Source organism: Pectobacterium carotovorum (genome assembly GCF_033898505.1).
Lineage (GTDB): Bacteria > Pseudomonadota > Gammaproteobacteria > Enterobacterales > Enterobacteriaceae > Pectobacterium > Pectobacterium carotovorum_J.
Genome location: NZ_JAXAFK010000001.1, coordinates 422944 through 444527 on the forward strand (window position 1 = coordinate 422944; position 21584 = coordinate 444527).

General features: G+C 54.0%; 15 protein-coding genes. 9 read left to right on the forward strand and 6 right to left on the reverse strand.

Features of this window, described 5'->3' with window-relative positions; genetic code table 11:
* Positions 1-330: 330 nt before the first annotated feature.
* Entirely contained in the window at positions 331-1050 is a 720-nt protein-coding gene (ubiG, locus tag R9X49_RS01770) for a bifunctional 2-polyprenyl-6-hydroxyphenol methylase/3-demethylubiquinol 3-O-methyltransferase UbiG (protein ID WP_319846975.1), read from the reverse strand.
* Between the two features lie 283 nt (positions 1051-1333).
* On the opposite strand from ubiG, the gene gyrA reads away from it, so the two are divergent.
* Together gyrA and rcsC are read left to right on the forward strand one after the other, a co-directional pair.
* Complete coding sequence (gene gyrA, locus R9X49_RS01775) at positions 1334-3973, forward strand: DNA topoisomerase (ATP-hydrolyzing) subunit A (protein WP_319846976.1); 2640 nt, start codon at positions 1334-1336, stop codon at positions 3971-3973.
* 114 nt (positions 3974-4087) lie between these two features.
* Positions 4088-6943, forward strand: a complete 2856-nt coding sequence (gene rcsC, locus R9X49_RS01780) for a two-component system sensor histidine kinase RcsC (protein WP_319846977.1) — start codon at positions 4088-4090, stop codon at positions 6941-6943.
* A gap of 36 nt (positions 6944-6979) precedes the next feature.
* Here rcsC and rcsB read toward each other — a convergent pair whose 3' ends face one another.
* From rcsB to R9X49_RS01795, 3 genes are read right to left on the reverse strand one after another with little or no spacing between them, the layout of a single operon-like run.
* The gene (rcsB, locus tag R9X49_RS01785) at positions 6980-7630 is read right to left on the reverse strand and encodes a response regulator transcription factor RcsB (RefSeq protein WP_015839395.1); all 651 of its coding nucleotides are present in this window, start codon (positions 7628-7630) and stop codon (positions 6980-6982) included.
* An 8-nt stretch (positions 7631-7638) separates the two neighbouring features.
* Positions 7639-10320 (reverse strand): phosphotransferase RcsD, encoded by a 2682-nt coding sequence (gene rcsD, locus R9X49_RS01790; RefSeq protein ID WP_319846978.1) that lies wholly within the window; start codon positions 10318-10320, stop codon positions 7639-7641.
* Between the two features lie 16 nt (positions 10321-10336).
* The gene (locus R9X49_RS01795) at positions 10337-11506 is read right to left on the reverse strand and encodes an MFS transporter (protein ID WP_319846979.1); all 1170 of its coding nucleotides are present in this window, start codon (positions 11504-11506) and stop codon (positions 10337-10339) included.
* 342 nt (positions 11507-11848) lie between these two features.
* Here R9X49_RS01795 and menF point away from each other — a divergent pair, with 342 nt between their 5' ends.
* The 6 genes from menF to menE all read left to right on the forward strand — a co-directional run bounded on the left by menF (position 11849) and on the right by menE (position 19147).
* The gene (menF, locus tag R9X49_RS01800; protein ID WP_319846980.1) at positions 11849-13171 is read left to right on the forward strand and encodes an isochorismate synthase MenF; all 1323 of its coding nucleotides are present in this window, start codon (positions 11849-11851) and stop codon (positions 13169-13171) included.
* A gap of 220 nt (positions 13172-13391) precedes the next feature.
* Positions 13392-15074 (forward strand): 2-succinyl-5-enolpyruvyl-6-hydroxy-3-cyclohexene-1-carboxylic-acid synthase, encoded by a 1683-nt coding sequence (menD, locus tag R9X49_RS01805; protein WP_319846981.1) that lies wholly within the window; start codon positions 13392-13394, stop codon positions 15072-15074.
* Complete coding sequence (menH, locus tag R9X49_RS01810) at positions 15062-15892, forward strand: 2-succinyl-6-hydroxy-2,4-cyclohexadiene-1-carboxylate synthase (RefSeq protein WP_319846982.1); 831 nt, start codon at positions 15062-15064, stop codon at positions 15890-15892. Before menD ends, menH begins: the two co-directional genes overlap by 13 nt.
* A gap of 5 nt (positions 15893-15897) precedes the next feature.
* Positions 15898-16755: a 1,4-dihydroxy-2-naphthoyl-CoA synthase gene (menB, locus tag R9X49_RS01815; RefSeq protein ID WP_319846983.1), complete on the forward strand. Its 858-nt coding sequence runs from the start codon at positions 15898-15900 to the stop codon at positions 16753-16755.
* A complete protein-coding gene (gene menC / locus R9X49_RS01820) occupies positions 16755-17726 on the forward strand; it encodes an o-succinylbenzoate synthase (protein WP_319846984.1) in 972 nt (323 codons plus the stop codon). Before menB ends, menC begins: the two co-directional genes overlap by 1 nt.
* Positions 17714-19147, forward strand: coding sequence for an o-succinylbenzoate--CoA ligase (gene menE / locus R9X49_RS01825; RefSeq protein ID WP_319846985.1), 1434 nt, complete (start codon positions 17714-17716; stop codon positions 19145-19147). The genes menC and menE overlap by 13 nt, the downstream gene beginning before the upstream one ends.
* Positions 19148-19164: 17 nt before the next feature.
* Here menE and R9X49_RS01830 read toward each other — a convergent pair whose 3' ends face one another.
* Positions 19165-19377, reverse strand: coding sequence for a catalase (locus R9X49_RS01830; RefSeq protein WP_319846986.1), 213 nt, complete (start codon positions 19375-19377; stop codon positions 19165-19167).
* Between the two features lie 249 nt (positions 19378-19626).
* Here R9X49_RS01830 and R9X49_RS01835 point away from each other — a divergent pair, with 249 nt between their 5' ends.
* Positions 19627-20166 (forward strand): YfaZ family outer membrane protein, encoded by a 540-nt coding sequence (locus R9X49_RS01835; protein WP_319846987.1) that lies wholly within the window; start codon positions 19627-19629, stop codon positions 20164-20166.
* Between the two features lie 179 nt (positions 20167-20345).
* On the opposite strand, the gene tyrP is transcribed toward R9X49_RS01835, so the two are convergent.
* A complete protein-coding gene (tyrP, locus tag R9X49_RS01840) occupies positions 20346-21554 on the reverse strand; it encodes a tyrosine transporter TyrP (RefSeq protein WP_319846988.1) in 1209 nt (402 codons plus the stop codon).
* Between the last annotated feature and the right edge of the window lie 30 nt (positions 21555-21584).

Below are 21584 nucleotides of genomic sequence, written 5' to 3' on the forward strand. Positions count from 1 at the left end.
AAATATCCCCTGTTTATTCACAGAAATAACCCTGTGACTAACTCTGTGGATAAATACTAGATATAGATATTTTTTGATAAATGGCTACTACATGGTGAGTATTGTAGTGTGGATTCTTTGAAGAACAAGAGTTGATTTTTCGTTAATTTGAAGGTTTAAGAAAAGACTTTTTGTTAAAAACCTCGCCTGATAAGGCCTGTGGCGATGTCAATATCATTCTGGGTTTTGATAAGAAAAAGAAAACCTGAAGACTTTGCTGGTTTTGGCACCAGAAGGATAAAGGCGCGCGGCAAAAAACCGCGCGGCATTTAAGAATACTCTGAATCCGATCTATTTATCGTGGCGCGTGTGCAGCATGTAGTTCACGTCCACGTTTGGACCGAGCTTAAAGTGGTCCGTCAGCGGATTGTAGTGCAGTCCGGTAATGTGCTTTTCACGCAGCGGTGTACTGTCAATCCAGTGCATCAGCTCCGCCGGGCGGATGAATTTCTTAATGTCGTGCGTGCCGCGCGGCACCATTTTTAGCACGTATTCGGCACCGATAACGGCCATCATCCACGCTTTCGCATTGCGGTTGATGGTGGAGAAAAAGACGTGTCCGCCGGGTTTGACCAATTTAGCGCAGGCCTGCACCACGGATTGTGGGTCAGGAACGTGCTCCAGCATTTCCATACAGGTGACGACATCGTAGAGGCCCGGATGCGCCTGTGCATGGGCTTCTACCGTTTCCTGCACGTAATTGACGGTTACACCGCTTTCCAGCGCATGCAGACGTGCAACCTGTAGCGGTTCTGCGCCCATATCGAGCCCGGTGACGTCTGCGCCTTCACGCGCCATACTCTCGGCTAAAATGCCGCCACCGCAGCCGACATCCAGCACTTTCTTGCCGAACAGGCCTTCCGCACGCTGCGAAATATAGCCCAGACGTAGCGGGTTAATGCGGTGTAACGGTTTGAATTCACCTTCTAAATCCCACCAGCGTGAAGCGATAGCCTCAAATTTGGCAATCTCCTGATGGTCAACGTTCGGAGTTTGATTTTCTACATTCATCTGTCATCGCTGCCTTTCGTCATCTTTTACTGCCGCGAGTATACTCCCTTCGTGTCGCAACGTGCAGCGGTGTCGTTTTTCTCTTCGGGATACTTTCTTCTTTCGGATACTTTTCTCGGCAGGATAACGGTTCCGTGGGAAAACAGTCTGTTCAGGGTGGAAGGGAGTTTCCCCCGAAACGGCGCTTTGTGATATAATTTTTCACCTTTTGAACAGTTCACCTTACTGAACGGTTCACTTTTCTGAACACGGGTAGATGCCTAAATAGAGGGATAGCGGCTCCATGAGCGACCTTGCCAGAGAAATCACACCGGTCAACATTGAAGAAGAGCTGAAAAGCTCGTATCTGGATTATGCGATGTCCGTTATTGTCGGGCGTGCATTACCAGATGTTCGAGATGGACTTAAACCGGTACACCGCCGCGTACTGTATGCGATGAGCGTACTGGGCAACGACTGGAACAAACCGTATAAAAAATCCGCCCGTGTCGTCGGGGATGTCATCGGTAAATACCACCCGCACGGCGACTCTGCCGTTTATGAAACCATCGTGCGTATGGCGCAGCCTTTCTCACTGCGCTACATGCTGGTTGATGGTCAGGGTAACTTCGGTTCGATTGACGGCGACTCCGCGGCGGCGATGCGTTATACCGAAATTCGCATGTCGAGAATTGCCCATGAACTGCTGGCCGATCTGGAAAAAGAGACGGTCGATTTTGTGCCGAACTATGACGGCACCGAGCAGATTCCTGATGTCATGCCAACGCGTATTCCCAACCTGCTGGTTAACGGTTCTTCCGGTATCGCCGTTGGGATGGCCACGAACATTCCCCCGCACAACCTGACGGAAGTCGTGAACGGCTGTCTGGCGTATATCGACGATGAAAACATCAGCCTTGAAGGGTTGATGGAGCACATCAAAGGCCCGGACTTCCCGACGGCGGCGATCATCAACGGCCGACGCGGTATTGAAGAAGCCTATCGTACCGGACGCGGTAAAATTTACATCCGTGCGCGTGCTGAAGTGGAAGCGGACGCGAAAACCGGACGTGAAACCATCATCGTGCATGAAATTCCGTATCAGGTGAACAAAGCGCGCCTGATTGAGAAAATTGCCGAACTGGTTAAAGACAAGCGTATCGAAGGCATTAGCGCACTGCGTGACGAATCCGATAAAGACGGTATGCGTATCGTCATCGAGATTAAGCGTGACGCCGTGGGTGAAGTGGTCCTGAATAATCTGTATTCCCAGACGCAGCTTCAGACGTCATTCGGCATCAACATGGTTGCTCTGCATCAGGGCCAGCCGAAGATTATGCCGCTGAAGGATATTCTGGTTGCGTTTGTGCGCCACCGCCGTGAAGTGGTGACGCGTCGTACCATTTTTGAACTGCGTAAAGCCCGTGACCGCGCCCATATTTTGGAAGGTCTGGCGATTGCGCTGGCGAACATCGATCCGATTATCGAACTGATTCGCCGCGCGCCGTCACCTGCTGAAGCGAAAGCCTCGCTGATCGCACAAGCATGGGAACTGGGTAGCGTGGCTGCCATGTTGGAACGTGCGGGCGATGATGCCGCGCGTCCAGAGTGGCTGGAGCCGGAATTTGGTATCCGTGACGGACGTTACTACCTGACGGAACAGCAGGCGCAGGCGATTCTGGATCTGCGTTTGCAGAAGCTGACCGGCATGGAGCACGAAAAGCTGCTGGATGAATATAAAGAGCTGCTGGCGGAGATCGCCGCACTGCTTTATATCCTCAATAGCCCTGAACGCCTGATGGAAGTGATCCGCGAAGAGCTGGAAGCGATCAAAACGCAGTACAGCGACGAGCGTCGTACCGAGATCACCGCGAATACTGCTGATATCAACATCGAAGATCTGATCAACCAGGAAGATGTTGTCGTTACTCTGTCTCATCAGGGTTACGTGAAGTATCAGCCGCTGAGCGATTACGAAGCACAGCGCCGTGGCGGCAAGGGTAAGTCTGCCGCACGTATAAAAGAAGAAGACTTTATCGATCGTCTGCTGGTGGCGAACACCCACGACACGATTCTGTGCTTCTCCAGCCGTGGTCGTCTGTACTGGATGAAGGTGTACCAACTGCCAGAAGCCAGCCGTGGTGCGCGCGGTCGCCCGATCGTCAACCTGCTGCCGCTTGAAGCGGATGAGCGTATCACCGCGATTCTGCCGGTGCGTGAATACGAAGAAGGCCGCCACATCTTCATGGCAACCGCCAGCGGTACCGTGAAGAAAACGGCGCTGACGGAATTTAGCCGTCCGCGCAGTGCGGGGATCATCGCGGTTAACCTGAACGAAGGTGACGAGCTGATTGGCGTCGACCTGACTGACGGCAGCGATGAAGTGATGCTGTTCTCCGCGGAAGGCAAAGTGGTTCGCTTCTCCGAGCAGGCGGTGCGCTCCATGGGTCGTACGGCAACGGGTGTTCGTGGTATCAATCTGCAAGGCGAAGATCGCGTCGTTTCACTGATCATTCCTCGCGGCGAAGGCGATGTCCTGACCGTTACGCAAAATGGTTTTGGTAAGCGTACTGCCGTGAGTGAGTACCCAACCAAGTCGCGTGCGACGAAAGGGGTTATCTCTATCAAGGTCAGCGAACGTAACGGTAAAGTGGTTGGTGCGGTTCAAGTTGATGCCGCAGACCAGATCATGATGATCACCGATGCGGGAACGCTGGTGCGTACTCGCGTATCTGAAGTCAGTATTGTTGGCCGTAACACGCAGGGTGTGACGCTGATTCGTACGGCGGAAGATGAAAATGTTGTCGGCCTGCAGCGCGTGGCTGAACCGGTAGAAGATGAAGAGCTGGATGGCGTGGTAAAAGTTGAAGGTGAAATTGCCGAAGACGACGACGCGATCGATGACATTGATGGCGATGATGACATCGCAGAAGATGACGAATAAGCCTTTTCCTTAGCCGGAATGAGTCGAATAAGCCAGCGCGATGCGCTGGCTTTTTTTATCGACACTCGGTAGTGTATCAGCAAACTGGTTCTTCCATTATTCAACGGTATCCACTTGAAATATCTCGCCTCATTCCATACCACATTAAAAGTTTCCCGCTATTTATTTCGGGTTCTGGCGGTCATGCTGTGGGTGCTAGGCGCACTGATATCCGTTTTTTATGTCACTAAAGTATTGAATGAAAAAGAGTCAGAGCTGCGGCAGGAGTATAACCTCAGCTTTGATCAGTCGCAGGGCTATATCCGACACGCGTCGGATATTGTGCGCGAGCTCCAGTATCTGGCGGCAAATCGGCTGGTGCTGGCGAGAGAAAAAGCAGAGCCGCCAATGGAAGGGGGCCCCGGTGTCTCCGTTTATTCGCTTGCGCCCGGCGCAACCTGTTCCACGCAATATGGCGGGAATGCGGCGCTGCTTTCATTAAGTCATTTCTTTAACGGCTGGCAGGATAATTTCTCTGCCGTCTACGATCTTAACCGGGTCTTTTTTGTCGGCGGCGATCGGCGCTGTATGGTTGATTTTGGCATCCGTAACCAGTCGCTCGACCGTGATAATTTGCTTAAAAACGTGCAGGATCGGTTTCAGGATCAGAAGAAGAACCGCACCCAAACCGGGCGCGATGAAACCCTCTATTGGATTACTCCTGCATCTATCCCCGATGTCGGCTATTTATATGCGCTGACGCCGATTTATGTGGATAACAAGCTGGAAGTCATCATGGGAATCGAACAGACGATTCGTCTGGATGATTTCGTCACCATAGGTAAATTTCCGATCAGTGCCAGGCTGCTGGATCAATACAATCAGGTCGTTTTGCAGTTTTCCGATGATAAGGGGCGTTACGCTTCGTCGGTAGACGGTTATCCCTCCGATCATAACTATTTTGGCTATGTGAATGGTTATGATGAGCTCATTTTGAAGAAGTCGCTGCCGCCGACGTCGTTCAGCATCGTGTATTCACTGCCGTTGAAAGTGCTGCTCTCCCATATCAGCGCCTTAATGATCAACATGCTGGTGCTGAATATGCTATCGGCTATCTTGTTGTTTGTGCTGGCGCTGGTGTTTGAGCGGAAAATGCTATTGCCGGCGGAGGTGAATGCGTTCCAGCTGGAAGAGAACGAGCAATTCAACCGTAAGATTGTGGCCTCAGCGCCGGTAGGGATTTGTATCCTGCGTATCAATGACGGCACGAACATCCTCAGTAACGAGCTGGCGCACAACTATCTCAACCTGCTGACCCACGAGGATAGGTTGCGCATTACCCGCATCATTTGCGAGCAGCAGTCCAAGTTTGTGGATGTCATGACCAGCCGCAATCATCACCTGCAAATCAGCTTCGTCCATTCGCGCTATCGTAATGAAAACGTGGCGATTTGTGTGCTGCTGGACGTCAGCGCGCGCGTCAAAATGGAAGAGTCGCTACAGGAAATGGCGAATGCTGCCGAGCAGGCAAGCCAGTCTAAATCGATGTTCCTGGCTACCGTCAGCCATGAACTGCGCACGCCGCTGTACGGGATTATCGGTAACCTCGATTTGCTGCAAACCAAATCGCTGCCGCAGGACGCCAACCGTCTGGTGGCTGCGATGAATAACTCTTCCTCGCTGCTGCTGAAAATCATCAGCGATATTCTCGATTTTTCCAAGATTGAGTCGGAACAGCTGAAGATCGAACCGTGTGAGTTTGCACCGCATGAGGTTATCAGCCACATCACCAGCAACTATCTTCCGCTGGTGGTTAAAAAGCGCCTGACGCTGTACTGTTTTATCGATCCCAATGTGCCAGTCAGCCTGTTTGGCGATCCCGTGCGTTTGCAGCAGGTGTTGTCTAACCTGCTGAGCAACGCCATCAAATTTACCGACACGGGCTGCATCATTTTTGAAGTCGGCTGCCGCGATGGCTATCTGGAATTTGTGGTGCGTGATACCGGCGTAGGGATTCAACCTCGCGAGGCGGTGAAGTTGTTTGACCCGTTCTTTCAGGCGGGGAGTGGCGTTCAGCGTCATTTTCAGGGCACAGGGTTAGGGCTGGCGATTTGTGAAAAGCTGGTCAACCTGATGGATGGAGACATTACCATTGAATCTGAACCTGGGCTCGGCAGCCTGTTTGGCGTCAGAATCCCGCTGTATAAAGCGCGTTATGCCCCTGCGGCGATCAATGCCAGTCTGCAAGGGAAAATGTGCTGGCTGAGGATACGCAATGCCCGGCTGGAGGCTTATTTGCTGACGCTGTTGCAGGATCAAGGGTTGCAGGTTGCGCGTTATCAGAACCAAACCGTGTCGCCTGATGATGTGATGATTGGCGATTACATGCTGGAAGAGAACATCACCGTTCGGGCGCATATCGTGATGAGCGGCGCTCATACCGGATCAGCGCAGGAAGTGAGTGCAGGGCACTGGGTGCAGGGGACGTCCACACCGCAACATCTGCCCGATTTGCTGGAGAAAATCTATCGTTCAGAAAACGAGGACAGAACGCGCGCCGAGATTGCACCGCCGCTGACCAGCTATGTGCGGGATGAGAATGGCGACATTATGATTCTGGTGGTTGACGATCACCCCATCAACCGCAGGCTGCTGGCGGATCAGCTTGGTTCTCTGGGCTATCAGGCGATGACGGCGAATGATGGGATCGACGCGCTGGGCGTGTTGAGTAAAAACCATATTGATATCGTGTTGACGGATGTCAACATGCCGAATATGGATGGTTATCTGTTCACACAGCGTATGCGCGAGCAGGGATTATGCTTCCCGGTTATCGGCGTGACGGCGAATGCGCTGGCGGAAGAAAGGGAGCGTTGCCTCGGCGCGGGGATGGATAACTGTTTGTCAAAACCGGTTACGCTGGATACCTTGCAGCAGGCGCTGGCGTATTACAGTAACGTGGTACGTCAGGCGAGAACATCTGGGGAATAACCTGCACCAGCGGTTGCCGGTGCAGGTAGGAAAGGTTTAATCGACCTGCGTTGCGCCGCCATTAACGGAAGACAGGTAGTTCAGCAGGGCAATATCGTTGTCGACGCCCAGCTTGGTCATCGCAGACTTCTTCTGGCTACTGATCGTTTTGATACTGCGGTTGAGTTTTTTGGCGATTTCGGTGACCAGAAAACCTTCTGCAAACAGACGCAGCACTTCACTTTCTTTTGGAGACAGGCGCTTGTCGCCGTAGCCGCTGGCGCTGATTTTCTCCAACACTTTGGATACGCTGTCCGGCGTGAATTTCTTCCCTTTTTGCAGGGCAGCCAGCGCTTTGGGTAAATCGGTCGGCGCACCCTGTTTCAGCACGATGCCTTCGATGTCCAAATCCAGCACTGCGCTCAAAATCGCCGGATTATTATTCATGGTGAGAACAATAATAGAGAGATGAGGAAAATGGCGCTTAATGTATTTAATGAGGGTAATGCCATCGCCGTATTTATCGCCAGGCATGGATAAATCGGTAATTAAAACGTTAGCGTCCAGCTTAGGCAGGTTGTTGATCAGCGCTGTTGAGTCTTCAAATTCGCCAACCACATTGACCCATTCAATCTGCTCAAGCGATTTTTTGATGCCAAAAAGGACAATAGGATGGTCGTCGGCAATAATTACGTTTAAGTTACTCATCGTTTTGGTTACTCATCTTGTTGGCTACCTTGCTGCCCTTTAGGTTCTTCTGGGGATAGTAATGCACTGACAAACCTCTCAATTTCATGAAGGTTAGCCTCGATCTGTTCACTATCATGCGCGGTAATATGCTGTTCAAGCTGTTCACACAACTGTTTGCCAGGATGCAGATTTAGCATGGCAAACACGCCTTTCAGCCGGTGTGCCGTCTGCGAAAGTGACGGGAAATCGCCTGCTTCCGCTTCAGTATACAGCCTCTTTAAATCATCCGGTACTGTCTCCACGAACAGCGAATAATAGTCGCTTGATGCCAATTGTGCGGCGTAAAACTCGACATCATCCTGTTCCCCTTCCTGTAGCGCATCGGGTGATGTTTCCAGTTGTAGCTCAATCAGCTTAAGTAATGCCTCTAGCAGGAGGTGGCTGATATTATAATTCACCCGCAAACGGCGCGGGCCCAAAGGCGTTAATGTGTCATCGTCGTGACTCAACAGCAGCGTATAATCTGCCTTGTTTTCCGGGTCGTCAGTAATACAGATATCGGCTTCCTGATTAATCTGGCGTTCATCGTTGACCAGATAATTCGCTCCCCAACCCGTCAGCATATTGCCGACAATATGCTGTACTTCATCAGACGTCACATCCAGCAGAATGGTAATACCATCCAGCAGTTTTTCTTCCTCAACGGGAAGCGCTTCCGGCTCCAGTTTTAGCGTCAGAATATAGTGTGTACCTAACCCAGACTTACTGTTGATGGTTAACGCACCGCCCAGTTTATTACAGAGTTGATTACACAAAAATAAGGTCAATCCTGAATTTTGTCCGAAACGATCGGAAGTGGCAGGGTGCAGGAAAGGATGGCGGATATTTTCCTGTTCTTTGCCTGAAACATGGGTTCCCGTATCGCTGACCTGAATAATCAGCGTATCTGATTCATTATTTTTTCTGTCAACTGACACCGTAATTTTGCCGTAATCCGTATTGGTCACCGAATAATTCAGCAGCAGCGCCAGTGTCTTTTTCAGCAGCCCGGCATCACCCACGTAAGTTTGATTACTATCGAGGTTGTAATGATGGAACAGGGCCAGACCTTTTTGCTTCAACCGCGGTAGTAGCTCAAGCAGAACATTGTCCATCAACGCCAGCGGCGAAAAGCTGTCGTTGACCACGGTCCATTCCTGCGCTTCCAGCTTTTCGTGCAGGGCGATATTTTCCAGTAGTTCGATAGCGCAACGGGTATCCGCCGTGAGCTGCTCCAATGTTGGTGTCTGTACCGTATCGCTGTGGCGCAGCGCATGAATATGCTGTTGCAGTGAAATCAGCGGCTGTTTGAATTCGCTGAGCAGGTTTTGGAATAAGCGTTTTCTGGCGTGAATATTCTTTTCATATTCACGCTGGGCGAGCAGCAGTTTCCGCTGCACCAGAATCTCTTTATCCTGTTCACGCAGCAGGAAGAGGCAGTAGTCAGGCGAGTATTGGCTACGAATTTGGCGGATTTCATACATTTCATTATTGATCGTGACCTGAATAATGCCCTGATGCTCGTCCGCCATATTGGTGATTTTTTGCAGGCTCAGGTGCGGAAGTAAATGCTCCGCACGCTCATTTTGTATGATGATTTTATTGCTGCTGAAGTCATAAACCAGCACGCCCATCGGGATTCTGCTCGTGGTTTCACGGTAAATATCCAGCTTCTTTTCCAACTGCTGGGATAAATCCTCTACGGGGTGCGCATACTTCCGACGGAAAAGATAAAAGCCCGCGATGGATAAACTCAGCAGAACCAGATTCAGCAGTAGAAGCCAGACGTTATTACGCAATGAATCAATAATCAGGGCTTTTACGGGCACCTGAAAAACAATTTTTAGCGGCGCATTAACAAGCGTGGCGGAGATTTCAATATTGGAACCGTGAAGCTGCACGTCGGCCGCGCCTTCACCATTATTGTTGCTGTCCATATTGCTGGCCGCCGGCGTATCCGGCTTCAGCATAAGATGCTCACGCGGAATGGTGTCCGGGATTAAATCGTTAATTGGCAGATCGAAGGCAAGAATTGTCGCCAGATGGCCCGGCTGATTGAAGGTGGTGCGCAGCGTAAAATAGTAATCGTTATAGAAGCGTAATTTACGCAGCGGGGAAAAACTTTCGCGCTCGTCTAACACATTCGCCTGTTGCAGCATTTCCGTCCGGCGAGCCTCGGCGATGACCGTAATATAATTGCCACGGAACTGCGAAGAGATATCTTTCAGCGTCTGCGTGGAAATCATCGTCAGGCTGTTGTCGATACCATTCAGGTAATACATGGAATAGACGCTGTTTTCCGCTCCCCAGAGAATATCAAGGTAACGGGATATCCGCCGAACCGACGTCAGCGTTCCTTTATCGTGTTGCCCGAAAATCAGCGCGTCCGTTTTCTGACCGTTTTTTTCTACGTAGAAAACATTCGGCATTAAACTAATGGCGGTAATGCTGGCGTCGTTAGCGGGCGGTTCGCTGTTCAGGCTGCCGTATATTTGATAGGTGAAAAAACGGTAGGTATCGATGCGTTTTTGTATGCCCTGAGCAATGGTCGTCAGCGAATGTTTTTTGTCCGCCAGCAAATCGTTGATGTAGCTATAGCTGAACGCTCCGGTAATAAGGATCGATAACACCGTAAGGAGAGAAAAATAACGCAGGATCATGGCTGGCATCAATTAACGCTCCTGATTAGCGGATGACGGCACGCGCACTGGCGCTGACGGCCAGCAACAGCAGTGCGACAAACCCGAATGCGGTAGCCAAATTGCTGAACTGTGCAATAAAGCCGAGAATGGTCGGGCCGATCAGAATACCCGCATAGCCCACTGTGGTAATCGAGGCGATGGCCAGATTCGGCGGCATGATCTTTTGGTTTCCCGCCGCGCTGAAAAGAATCGGCACCACATTGGATGCGCCGATACCGACCATGACGAAGCCAAGAATAGCGGTGAACGCATTATCAATACTGATCGTTAGTATCAGACCAAGTGAGGCACAGAGGCTGCCACCGGTAAGAATCGCGTAGCGCCCGAGTGCATTAACGATGCGATCGCCGTTCAGTCTGCCCAGCGTCATGGCGACGGAAAACGCGGCATAGCCCATGCCCGCCTGTGCGCCGGTCAGGTTGCGTTCAACCGTTAAAAAGAGGGCGCTCCAGTCCAGTATGGAACCTTCGGCCAGGAACATGATGAAGCACAGTGAGCCAATGAACATTACCCAGCCGCGCGGGATGACAAACAGCGGGCCGCCGTCATCTTGATTCGTGGTGCGCAACAGGTGCTTGTGCGCTGTTGCCATAAATATCAGCATCAACGCAACAATCGCCAGGATCGCCATCAACGGGGACAGCCCAAGCCACAACAGGGCGCTGACGCCGCCTGCGCCGACAATCCCACCGACGCTAAAGAAGCCATGAAAACCGGACATCATCGCCCGGCCGCTGGCGCGTTCTACGATGACGGCCTGAATATTCATCGCGACATCAATCATGCCGATAGACGCACCGAAAAAGAGCAGCGTTATCGCCATCAGGGGCAACGTGCCTGCCTGCGTCAACGCGGGCAATACCAGACAAAGCAGCGCGCTTGCCAGCAAAATCACGCTGCGGCAGCCTAGCTTGCTGGTGAGGAAACCGGTGAGCGGCATAGCCAGCAGCGAGCCAATACCGAGAGAAAGTAGCAACATCCCCAGAGAGGCATCACTAATAGCCAGCCGCGTTTTGACAAAGGGAACCAGCGGTGCCCAAGAGGCCATGGCGAAACCCGCAACAAAGAAAACGATGCGCGTCGCTGCCTGTGCCTTTTTGCCTGGCAGATTCTGATTGATGCATAACGGGTTGGAATTCAGTGTTGTACTCATCCTGATGAGGCTATCCGGTCGATGTAACAAGGGCCTATTTTTACCATAACTCACGGCCTGAATGGAAAGAATCCTGGTGTGTGGTTCGAGGGGGAGGGGGAAAGCGCTTCCTGATGCAGTATCGCGGGCAAAAAAATGCCGATTAGATAATCGGCAAAAGAATAGGTCAATTGAAGCAATAATGATGATGGAGTGGGATTTTAAAGCGATGCACACGTGCCGTTTTGCCGTTTGATGCGATTTCAGCCTGTATCCGCCGTTATGGTCTTGCGTAACCTCTCACCCACGACGTGTTTTTTTCCCGTATAATCCCCTACTTTGTGTTAGGTCTCCGGGGTAACGGTGAAACAACTTTCCGACTTGCTGCGGCATTTGCAGCAGGATTTGCGCGAGCCACAGCCTGAACGCGCAAGTTTCAGACAAATAACGCGTTCATTAACCCTCAGCGATGCGTCTGAGCTCTTGCCGTGGCTGGCGACTCAGCCGGTGTACCCACAGTTCTATTGGCAGCATCGTCAGGATCGTGAAGAAGCCGCCGTTTGCGGCAACGTGTGTGGGTTTCATCATCTTCAGGATGCCGAAGCATTTCTTGCTCAGCAGCAGTGCGATCCCAACGTGCGTATCTGGGGGCTGAACGCCTTTAACCAGATAAAAGAAAGCGGTACCTCGTCACCTGGCTACCTGTTTTTGCCCCGTGCAGAGCTGCGGCGTCAGGATGATACGCTCAGCCTGAGCATTAATTTGTTCAGCGACACCTCATTGCAACAGGATGCCGCCGAAGCTTCGGCGTTTCTTAATCTGCTTCTGCCGTCTGCGTCGTCTCCTCCTTTGCATGCGGAAGTACAGTCCGTCGGGCATCAGCCGGAGCGTCAGGGATGGATTGATTTGCTCCAGCGGGCGCTACACGACATTAACGCGGGGTTGATGGAAAAGGTCGTTCTGGCGCGGACGACGACGCTAACGCTGACGCAGCCGCTACAGGCAACCACCTTTATGGCCGCCAGTCGGGCGGCAAATCACCACTGTTTCCATTTCATGCTGGCGCACGACGCGCGTCATGCGTTTCTTGGTTCCAGCCCGGAACGGCTTTATCGCCGTCGGGGAAGCGAACTGGAAACGGAAGCGCTGGCGGGGACGGTGGCAAGCGATCGCGATGCACATAAAGCCGCTGAACTGGCAGACTGGCTGATGAATGACACCAAAAATCAGTGCGAGAACATGCTGGTGGTGGATGATATTTGTCAGCGGCTACAGCAGTCGGCGCTGTCGCTGGACGTGATGCCACCGGAAATTGTGCGCCTGCGTAAAGTACAGCATCTGCGCCGTACCATTCATGCCACATTACGAACCGCCTCCGATAGCGCGTGCCTGAATGCATTACAGCCCACGGCGGCGGTCGCGGGTTTGCCGAGGCAAGAGGCGCGCCGTTTTATTGCCGAACATGAACCGTTTGAACGCGGCTGGTATGCAGGGTCGGCGGGTTACCTTTCTCGTCAGCAGTCTGAATTCAGCGTGGCGCTACGTTCTGCTGAAGTGCGGGATCATATTTTAACGCTCTATGCCGGTGCCGGAATTGTGGCCGGTTCTGATCCAGAACAAGAATGGCAGGAGTTGGAAAACAAAGCCGCAGGGCTAAGATCCCTGTTAGACGGTGATATGTCATAGTTTTGTTTTATGGTTGTTGTGCCAGGTACTGGTTTATATCAAAGTCAGCGTGATAAAAAAAAATATAATAGTGCCGATCTTGATGTTTGCTGAAGGGCAACCAGGCCGCCAACAGTTTGATCATTCGTCTTTTGCCTATATCCATCATTTTCTGTGAGCGTACAGCCAGTACACAGGAAGATGGCGGGAATAACCTGCAACCTGAGTTGTTGAGTACATCATGTCAACAAGTGTATTTAATCGCCGCTGGGCTACATTACTGCTGGAATCGCTGACCCGCCACGGCGTCCGGCATGTCTGCATCGCGCCCGGCTCTCGCTCCACGCCGCTGACATTGTCTGCGGCGGACAATCACGCGCTGATTTGCCACACGCATTTTGACGAACGCGGGCTCGGGCATCTGGCGCTGGGGTTGGCAAAAGCCTCGCGTGAACCGGTTGCGATTATCGTGACGTCAGGCACAGCTGCCGCGAACCTTTATCCGGCCATCATTGAAGCCGGGCTGACCGGCGAACGGCTGGTCGTTCTGACGGCTGACCGCCCGCCGGAGCTGATTGACTGCGGTGCGAATCAGGCGATTCGTCAACATGCGTTGTATGCTTCACACCCCACGCAGGCGCTGGATTTGCCGCGCCCTACGCCCGACATTCCGGCTAGCTGGCTGGTTTCTTCTGTGGATAGCGCAATGGCGCGCCTTACGCACGGCGCGCTGCACATTAATTGCCCCTTTGCTGAACCACTGTACGGTGCCGATGACGGCACGGCGTATCAGGATTGGCTGATGACGCTGGGCGACTGGTGGAACAGCCGTGAACCCTGGCTGCGTGAAATGCGCCAAAGTGCGCTGGCGGTGCAGCCGGACTGGCCGCAGTGGCGGCAGAAGCGCGGCGTTGTTCTCGCCGGGCGCGTGACGCCTGAACAGGGGACACGTCTCGCCGCGTGGGCGAACGAACTAGGCTGGCCGCTGATTGGTGATGTTCTGTCGCAAAGCGGGCAGCCGTTACCCTGTGCGGATATCTGGCTGGCGCATCCTGACGCGGCGGATCGCTTACGGCAGGCGGATATTGTCTTGCAGTTCGGCGGCAGCCTGACCGGTAAGCGCCTGCTGCAATGGCAAGAACAGTGCCAGCCGCAAGAATTCTGGTTAATTGACGATCTGCCGGGACGGTTGGATCCGGCTCACCATCGAGGGCGCCGTCTGGTGGCGGATGTGGGCGAGTGGCTGTCTGCGCATCCGGCACATAAACAAGCGCCGTGGGCGGATATGTTGGTAGATATTGCCGACAAAACGCAGCGGCAGATCGACACGCATCTGGCTTCCCGCTTTGGTGAAGCGCAGCTGGCGCAGCGTATACCGGCGCTGTTGCCGCCGGACGGACAACTGTTTGTCGGCAACAGCCTTGTGGTGCGCCTGATCGACGCGCTGGCGCAGCTCCCGCAGGGATATCCGGTGTACGGTAATCGCGGTGCCAGCGGCATCGATGGCCTGATCTCCACGCTGGCCGGTGTACAGCGTGCCACGTCAAAAGCCACGCTGGGTATCGTCGGCGATCTTTCCGCGTTATACGATTTGAATGCGCTGGCGCTGCTGCGTCAGGCTCCCGCACCGCTGGTGTTGATCGTGGTGAACAATAACGGCGGCCAGATATTTTCTCTGCTGCCGACGCCGGTTGCGCAGCGTGAAGCGTTTTACTGCATGCCGCAAAATGTGGAGTTCGGCCATGCTGCCGCGATGTTTGGCCTGAATTACGTGCGCGCCGAGAACTGGGAACAGCTGGCGAATACGGTGACGGATTGCTGGACACAGGGTGGCGTTACGCTGCTGGAGGTCGTGGTTGAGCCGAAGGACGGCGCAGCAACGCTCAATGAACTGGTCGCGCAGGTGGCGACATGGGCGCACTAGATTTTCAGGGACTGGATTTTCAGAGGCCAAATTTTCAGGGACTAGGCTGCCGGAAAGTGACGCATGGCGCGGTTGTGCCGGGTCAGCCGTGGCTGGTGTGTCTGCATGGTTTATTAGGCAGCGGCGAGGACTGGCAGCCCGTCCTGCCATTTTGCCGCGATTGGCCCGTGCTGCTGGTGGATTTACCCGGGCACGGCGCGTCGCGAACGATCTCCGCTACCGATTTTGCCGATGTGAGTCGCCTGCTCAGCGAGACGCTACGGGAGCAAGGTATTGCGCATTATTGGCTGCTGGGCTATTCGCTCGGTGGGCGTATCGCGATGTATTACGCCTGCAACGGACAGCATGACGGCATGTTGGGGCTGCTGGTCGAAGGCGGTCATCCCGGTCTGGCGACGCTGGAGCTGCGTACGGAACGTATCCACCATGATGCGCGTTGGGCGCAGCGCTTTCGTCACGAGCCTCTGCCTGAGGTTTTGCAGGACTGGTATCAGCAGGCAGTGTTTGCCGATGTGGATTCAGTACAGCGTGAACAGCTGATTGCGCGCCGGAGTGTGAATCACGGCGCATCCGTTGCGGCAATGCTGGAAGCCACCTCGCTAGGTCGTCAGCCTTTTTTGGCAGAACGCCTCCAATACCTGTCGATGCCTTTTGTTTATTTATGCGGTGCCAGCGACATGAAATTTCAAACGCTGGCGGCGCAATACGGCCTGCCGTTACTGAGTGTCGCTCAGGCGGGTCATAATGCTCATCTGGCGAACCCAACGGCGTATGCCGAGCGGGTTCGCGGTTTTCTTTTGCATCCCGTTAAGGATTGATAATTATGCTTTATCCGAGTGAAGAACTGCTTTACGCCCCGATCGAATGGCACGATTGCAGCGGCGATTTCGCCGATATCCTCTACCATAAATCCATCGATGGCATTGCCAAAATCACCATTAACCGTCCTCAGGTACGCAATGCGTTTCGTCCGCAGACGGTAAAAGAGATGATTCAGGCGCTCGACAATGCGCGCCACGACGATGGTATCGGAACAATCATTCTGACCGGTGCGGGCGATAAGGCATTCTGCTCCGGCGGCGATCAGAAAGTACGCGGCGACTACGGCGGTTATCAGGATGACAGCGGTGTGCATCACCTGAACGTGCTGGATTTCCAGCGCCAGATCCGTACCTGTCCGAAGCCGGTTGTTGCGATGGTCGCGGGCTATTCCATCGGTGGTGGACACGTTCTGCACATGATGTGTGATCTAACGATTGCGGCAGAGAACGCCATTTTCGGTCAAACCGGCCCGCGCGTCGGTTCCTTTGACGGTGGCTGGGGGGCTTCTTACATGGCGCGCATCGTAGGTCAGAAGAAAGCGCGTGAAATCTGGTTCCTGTGCCGCCAGTACGATGCGGCGCAAGCGCTGGATATGGGGCTGGTGAACACCGTGGTTCCGCTGGCCGAGCTGGAAAAAGAGACCGTGCGCTGGTGCCGTGAAATGCTGCAAAACAGCCCGATGGCGCTGCGCTGCCTGAAAGCGGCACTGAACGCGGACTGCGACGGTCAGGCTGGCTTGCAGGAACTGGCGGGTAACGCCACCATGCTGTTCTACATGACGGACGAAGGGCAGGAAGGCCGTAACGCGTTCAACGAAAAACGCCAGCCTGACTTCAGCAAGTTCAAACGGAATCCGTAATGCGTCGGGTCACTCTCTATCGTTACAGCGTGCCGATGGAAGCGGGCGTGGTGCTGCGTAATCAGCGCCTGAAAACTCGCGATGGGCTTATCGTTCGCCTGCAAGACGGCGAGCGGTTAGGCTGGGGTGAGATCGCGCCGCTGCCAGAATTCAGCGTGGAAACGCTGGCTGAAGCGGAATCCGTTGCGCTTGAACAGCTGCAATCGTGGGTGACAGAGGCAGCATTTTCTGACGATCTTCCGCCGTCTGTTGCCTTTGGCTTAAGCTGTGCGCAGGCGGAGCTGGATCAGCATCTGCCTCAGGCGGCGGACTATCGCAAAGCGCCATTGTGCAGCGGCGATCCCGATGAGCTGTTTGACATGCTACAGACGATGCCGGGCGAGAAAGTGGCCAAGATCAAAGTCGGCCTGTACGAAGCAGTGCGTGACGGCATGATCGTGAATGTGCTGCTGGAAGCCTTACCGGATCTGAAACTCCGTCTGGATGCTAACCGTAGCTGGACGCGCGCCAAAGCGGACGGCTTCGCTCGTTATGTCGCGCCGTCATTACGTTCGCGTATTGCCTTTCTCGAAGAGCCTTGCAAAACCCGTGAAGAATCTCGCGAATTTGCGCGGGAAACGGGCATCAGCATTGCCTGGGATGAAAGTGTGCGCGATGCGGATTTTCGGGTGGAAGCCGAGCCGGGCGTGAGCGCGATTGTCATTAAGCCTACGCTGGTCGGCAGCCTTGCACGTTGCCAGCAACTGGTGCAGGAAACGCATCAGGCTGGATTAACGGCGGTGATCAGCTCCAGTATCGAATCCAGTCTGGGCTTAACGCAGCTGGCGCGTCTGGCGCACTGGCTGACGCCGGATGCGATCCCTGGGCTGGACACGCTGGATCTGATGCAGGCGCAGGTGATTCAACGTTGGCCGGAGAGCACGTTACCGCTGCTGACTGCTGAGCAACTGGACGTGGTATGGCAATCCTGACTGACTGGCCGTGGCGACACTGGGCTAACCAGACGCCCCAGCCTGTTTCGTTGAATGAGCCTGCCTCGTTGCATGAGCCTGTCGCATTGATTGAAGATGAAACCCGCTGGAGCTGGCAGGCGCTTGCCCAGCGGGTGGATCATCTGACGCACCATTTCACACAGCAGGGCGTGACGGCTGACAGTACGGTCGCGCTGCGCGGTAAGAATAGCGTCCAGATGTTGTTCAGCTATCTGGCGCTATTGCAGTGTGGTGCACGTGTGCTGCCGCTGAATCCACAGTTGCCCGATGCGTTAACCGAGGCGCTGTTGCCCACGCTAAATGTCGCGTATGGCCTGTGCCTGAATGATAAGCCCTGGCCGAATGCCGTGCGCACGCTTTCTTTGCCATCGGACGATACTGAAGAACGTCACTGTACCGATCGATTGCGCTGGCAGGCCGATCGGCTGGCGACGCTGACGCTGACGTCCGGCTCCAGCGGGATGCCGAAAGCGGTGGCGCACACGTTCGCGGCTCATCTTTCCAGCGCGGAAGGTGTGGTGCAGATGATGGCGTTCTCCTCCAGCGACAGCTGGCTGCTGTCACTTCCGCTCTTTCACGTTTCCGGGCAGGGTATTGTTTGGCGCTGGCTTGCGACTGGAGCCACAATAGTGGTTCGTGCGCATCAGCCTCTGGATAGTGCGCTGCGCGATTGTACCCACGCTTCTTTAGTGCCGACGCAACTGTGGCGACTGCTGTCGGAGGAGAGTTTCCCTACGGCGCTGAAAGCCGTATTGCTCGGCGGTGCGATGATTCCGCAGACGCTGACGCAACAGGCGGAAGCCCGAGGCGTGAGCTGCTGGTGCGGCTATGGCCTGACGGAACTGGCTTCGACAGCCTGCGCGAAACGCGCCGATGGGGGGGCGGGGGTTGGTCTGCCGTTACACGGGCGGGAGATCCGGCTGGTCGAGGATGAAATTCTGCTGCGCGGCAGCACGCTGGCTGCTGGCTATTGGCGCGACGGGAAACTGATTCCACTGGTCGATGAGGATGGCTGGTTCCACACGCGGGATCGCGGGCGCTTTGCCGAGGGCGAGTGGCACATTCTGGGGCGTCTGGATAATCAATTTTTCAGCGGCGGAGAAGGGATCCAACCGGAGAATATCGAAGCCGTGCTGTTGACGCATCCCGATGTTCAACAGGCCTGTGTTGTGCCCGTTGAAGACGCAGAGTTCGGTCACCGTCCTGTTGCGGTGCTGGAAGTGGCGCAAACTACGACGCTTGATGCGGTACGCGATTGGCTACAGCCACAGCTTGCCGGATTTCAGCGTCCTGTCGCGTATTATGCGCTGCCTGTTGAACTGAAAAATGGTGGGATTAAGCTTTCTCGCCAGCAGGTGAAAAGCTGGGTTAATGCAACGCACCACGAGCCCAACAGGTAGCACGACTTGGCCGTAGGCTAGCTGTCCGGTGCGTTGGTGCTGGGTTTCGCCGCCGGTTTTTTATGCGTTGCTTGATGATTGGCGCTGGTTTCACGATCAAACAGCGCCAGCTTTTCCAGAAACCACATGTCCTGAAACCGCATCGGGGTGTTCCTGTCGGAATGCACTGTATGAGGGGTATCCATCACCGTAGCATGCTTTCCTGTGGCTAATTTTCCTTCTCTCATCATCGTTTCCTTCTGCCTGTTTTGTCGTCATCCATGATGAGTACTATTGTTCACTTTGCCTTTTTTGAGCAAATAGGCGGCGCTTATTGTTGCTATTGTCAGCAGCGCTGAATGAAAACTTTCATGATTATTAAAAGAATAAATCACTGCTCAGGGCAATTTCATGCTGGAGTGAGGGGGTGTTTCGGGTAGAATCGGCAACGATAACACCTTTACACGCGCGTTTAACGACGGTTTTTAAGGATATTGAAAATGAAAAAGTTTGTGATTGCCTGCGCGGGAAGCCTGTTGCTTGCAACGGCTTCTGTACATGCCATTAGCCTTTCCGGGGAAGCAGGTCGCGATTATGCCGGTGCCAATGCGGGCTTCGGTCTGGGCATTCCTGGGCTTGCGGGTAATGTGAGCTATGCCCACGGCGACAACAACAATGACGTATATGGCTTTGGCCTGGGATACACCATCCCTGTTGGCCCACTCAAGCTGACTCTGGGCGGTAAAGCGCTGTACCTGAATCAGGATCACGGCAATGATGGCTATGGTGTTGCTCTGGGCGGTGGCGTGCAGTGGCCGCTGAGCCGTCAGTTCTCGCTGTATGGCGAAGGTTACTATTCACCGGATGCCTTCTCCAGCCATGTCGATCACTATGTTGAAGGGAAAGCAGGCGTACGCTGGCAGGTATTTGCACCGCTGAGCGTTGATGTCGGCTACCGCTACATCAATATGGCGCGTGAAAGCGGGCCGGATAACAGACTGGCTGATTCTGCCTATGTCGGTGTTGGTCTGAACTTCTGATATACCCGTCATACTTTAAGCCGCAGGTGTGTTGGCTTGATGCCGTGAGTGGAAAGAAAAAAGAGCGTGAATGCTGAGTTCACGCTCTTTTTTTATGACGGACATCCTTGTCCGTCACCCTTCGGGCCGTCGCAAGCGACGTTGAAAAACGCTCCCAGCGTTTTTTTATGCACGGAAGGTTAACTAATCGACGGTAGCCAGCCTGCGACCATCGCCAGTTGGATCAGGATGATGCCTACGCCGCTGGCGAAGACCAGCACCAGAACCGGTGTGCCACCGCGCGTTGCGCGTATTTCAGGACGCTGTTTGCGCACCTGCCAGCTCAGCAGGACAGGAATAAGCAGCGCCAGCACGGCCAGCGCAATCGCCGCATAGCCCAACGCCATCACGAACCCTTGCGGATAAAAGAGGGCAAACACCAGTGGGGGTATAAAGGTTAGCAACCCCGTTTGCGCACGCCCTGTGACGCTATTTTTGCGTTTAAACAGATCGGCTAGGTAATCGAACAGCCCCAGCGCCACGCCGAGGAAAGAGGTCGCCAGTGCCAGATCGGCAAACAGATGAACGGCCAGTTCAACGTGCGGTGAAGCCACCAGCGTGCGAATAGCCTGCATCAGCCCATTCAATCCCGCCTGATCGGCCAAAATAGCGTTGAATGTTGAAGAGCTGAGGCTGCCCAGCATCGCAAGTTGCCAGAAAATATAGGCAATCAGCGGTATCACGCTACCGATAAGAAATATCCGGCGCAACTTACGGCTATCGCCGCCCATGTAGTGCACGATACTGGGGATACTGCCGTGGAAGCCGAACGAGGTCAGGATAACGGGTAATGCTGAGAGCGTCAGACCCTGTTGCAGCGGCAACGTTAAGAGATTGACGCGCTGAATATGTGGCACCATGACGGCCAGCATAATGACGAGCATGAGCACTTTGCCGCTAAACAGGATGCGGTTAAACAAATCGACGGAGGATGTTCCGATACAGACAACGCCACCGGCAACCAGTGTGAAGAGCAGAATACCGGCGGACAGCGGAAGTGAGTAGCCACTCCATTGGCTAATGCTGGTGGCGAGCAGTTCGCCCGCGCCGCTGATATAGGCTGCCGTGAGCGCGTACATCAGAAATAGCATACTGAAACCCGTAATCCACTGTCCCCAGCGGCCAAGGTAGATTTTTGCCAGCGTGCCCAGTCCGGTGTGCGATGGCTGATGCTGATACACTTCAACCAGCAGCAGGGCGCTATAGCACATCAGTGCCCATAAACCGATTAATATCACTAACGTAGTACCAAATCCGACGCCGGCGGTTGCTAACGGCATCGCCAACATTCCTGCTCCAATGGTGGTGCCTGCAACGATAAAAATACTGCCAAGAGTACGATTTTTCACCTATTCCTCTATATATAGCGTGGCTATCCA

Excerpts from the sequence above, each read along its gene's own strand:
- R9X49_RS01795 (WP_319846979.1), bottom strand. The coding sequence starts at position 11,506 with ATGAGTACAACACTGAATTCCAACCCGTTATGCATCAATCAGAATCTG.
- menC (WP_319846984.1), top strand. The coding sequence starts at position 16,755 with ATGCGTCGGGTCACTCTCTATCGTTACAGCGTGCCGATGGAAGCGGGC.
- R9X49_RS01835 (WP_319846987.1), top strand. The coding sequence starts at position 19,627 with ATGAAAAAGTTTGTGATTGCCTGCGCGGGAAGCCTGTTGCTTGCAACG.
- R9X49_RS01830 (WP_319846986.1), bottom strand. The coding sequence starts at position 19,377 with ATGATGAGAGAAGGAAAATTAGCCACAGGAAAGCATGCTACGGTGATG.
- menD (WP_319846981.1), top strand. The coding sequence starts at position 13,392 with ATGTCAACAAGTGTATTTAATCGCCGCTGGGCTACATTACTGCTGGAA.
- rcsD (WP_319846978.1), bottom strand. The coding sequence starts at position 10,320 with ATGCCAGCCATGATCCTGCGTTATTTTTCTCTCCTTACGGTGTTATCG.
- rcsB (WP_015839395.1), bottom strand. The coding sequence starts at position 7,630 with ATGAGTAACTTAAACGTAATTATTGCCGACGACCATCCTATTGTCCTT.
- menB (WP_319846983.1), top strand. The coding sequence starts at position 15,898 with ATGCTTTATCCGAGTGAAGAACTGCTTTACGCCCCGATCGAATGGCAC.
- menE (WP_319846985.1), top strand. The coding sequence starts at position 17,714 with ATGGCAATCCTGACTGACTGGCCGTGGCGACACTGGGCTAACCAGACG.
- menH (WP_319846982.1), top strand. The coding sequence starts at position 15,062 with ATGGGCGCACTAGATTTTCAGGGACTGGATTTTCAGAGGCCAAATTTT.
- ubiG (WP_319846975.1), bottom strand. The coding sequence starts at position 1,050 with ATGAATGTAGAAAATCAAACTCCGAACGTTGACCATCAGGAGATTGCC.
- gyrA (WP_319846976.1), top strand. The coding sequence starts at position 1,334 with ATGAGCGACCTTGCCAGAGAAATCACACCGGTCAACATTGAAGAAGAG.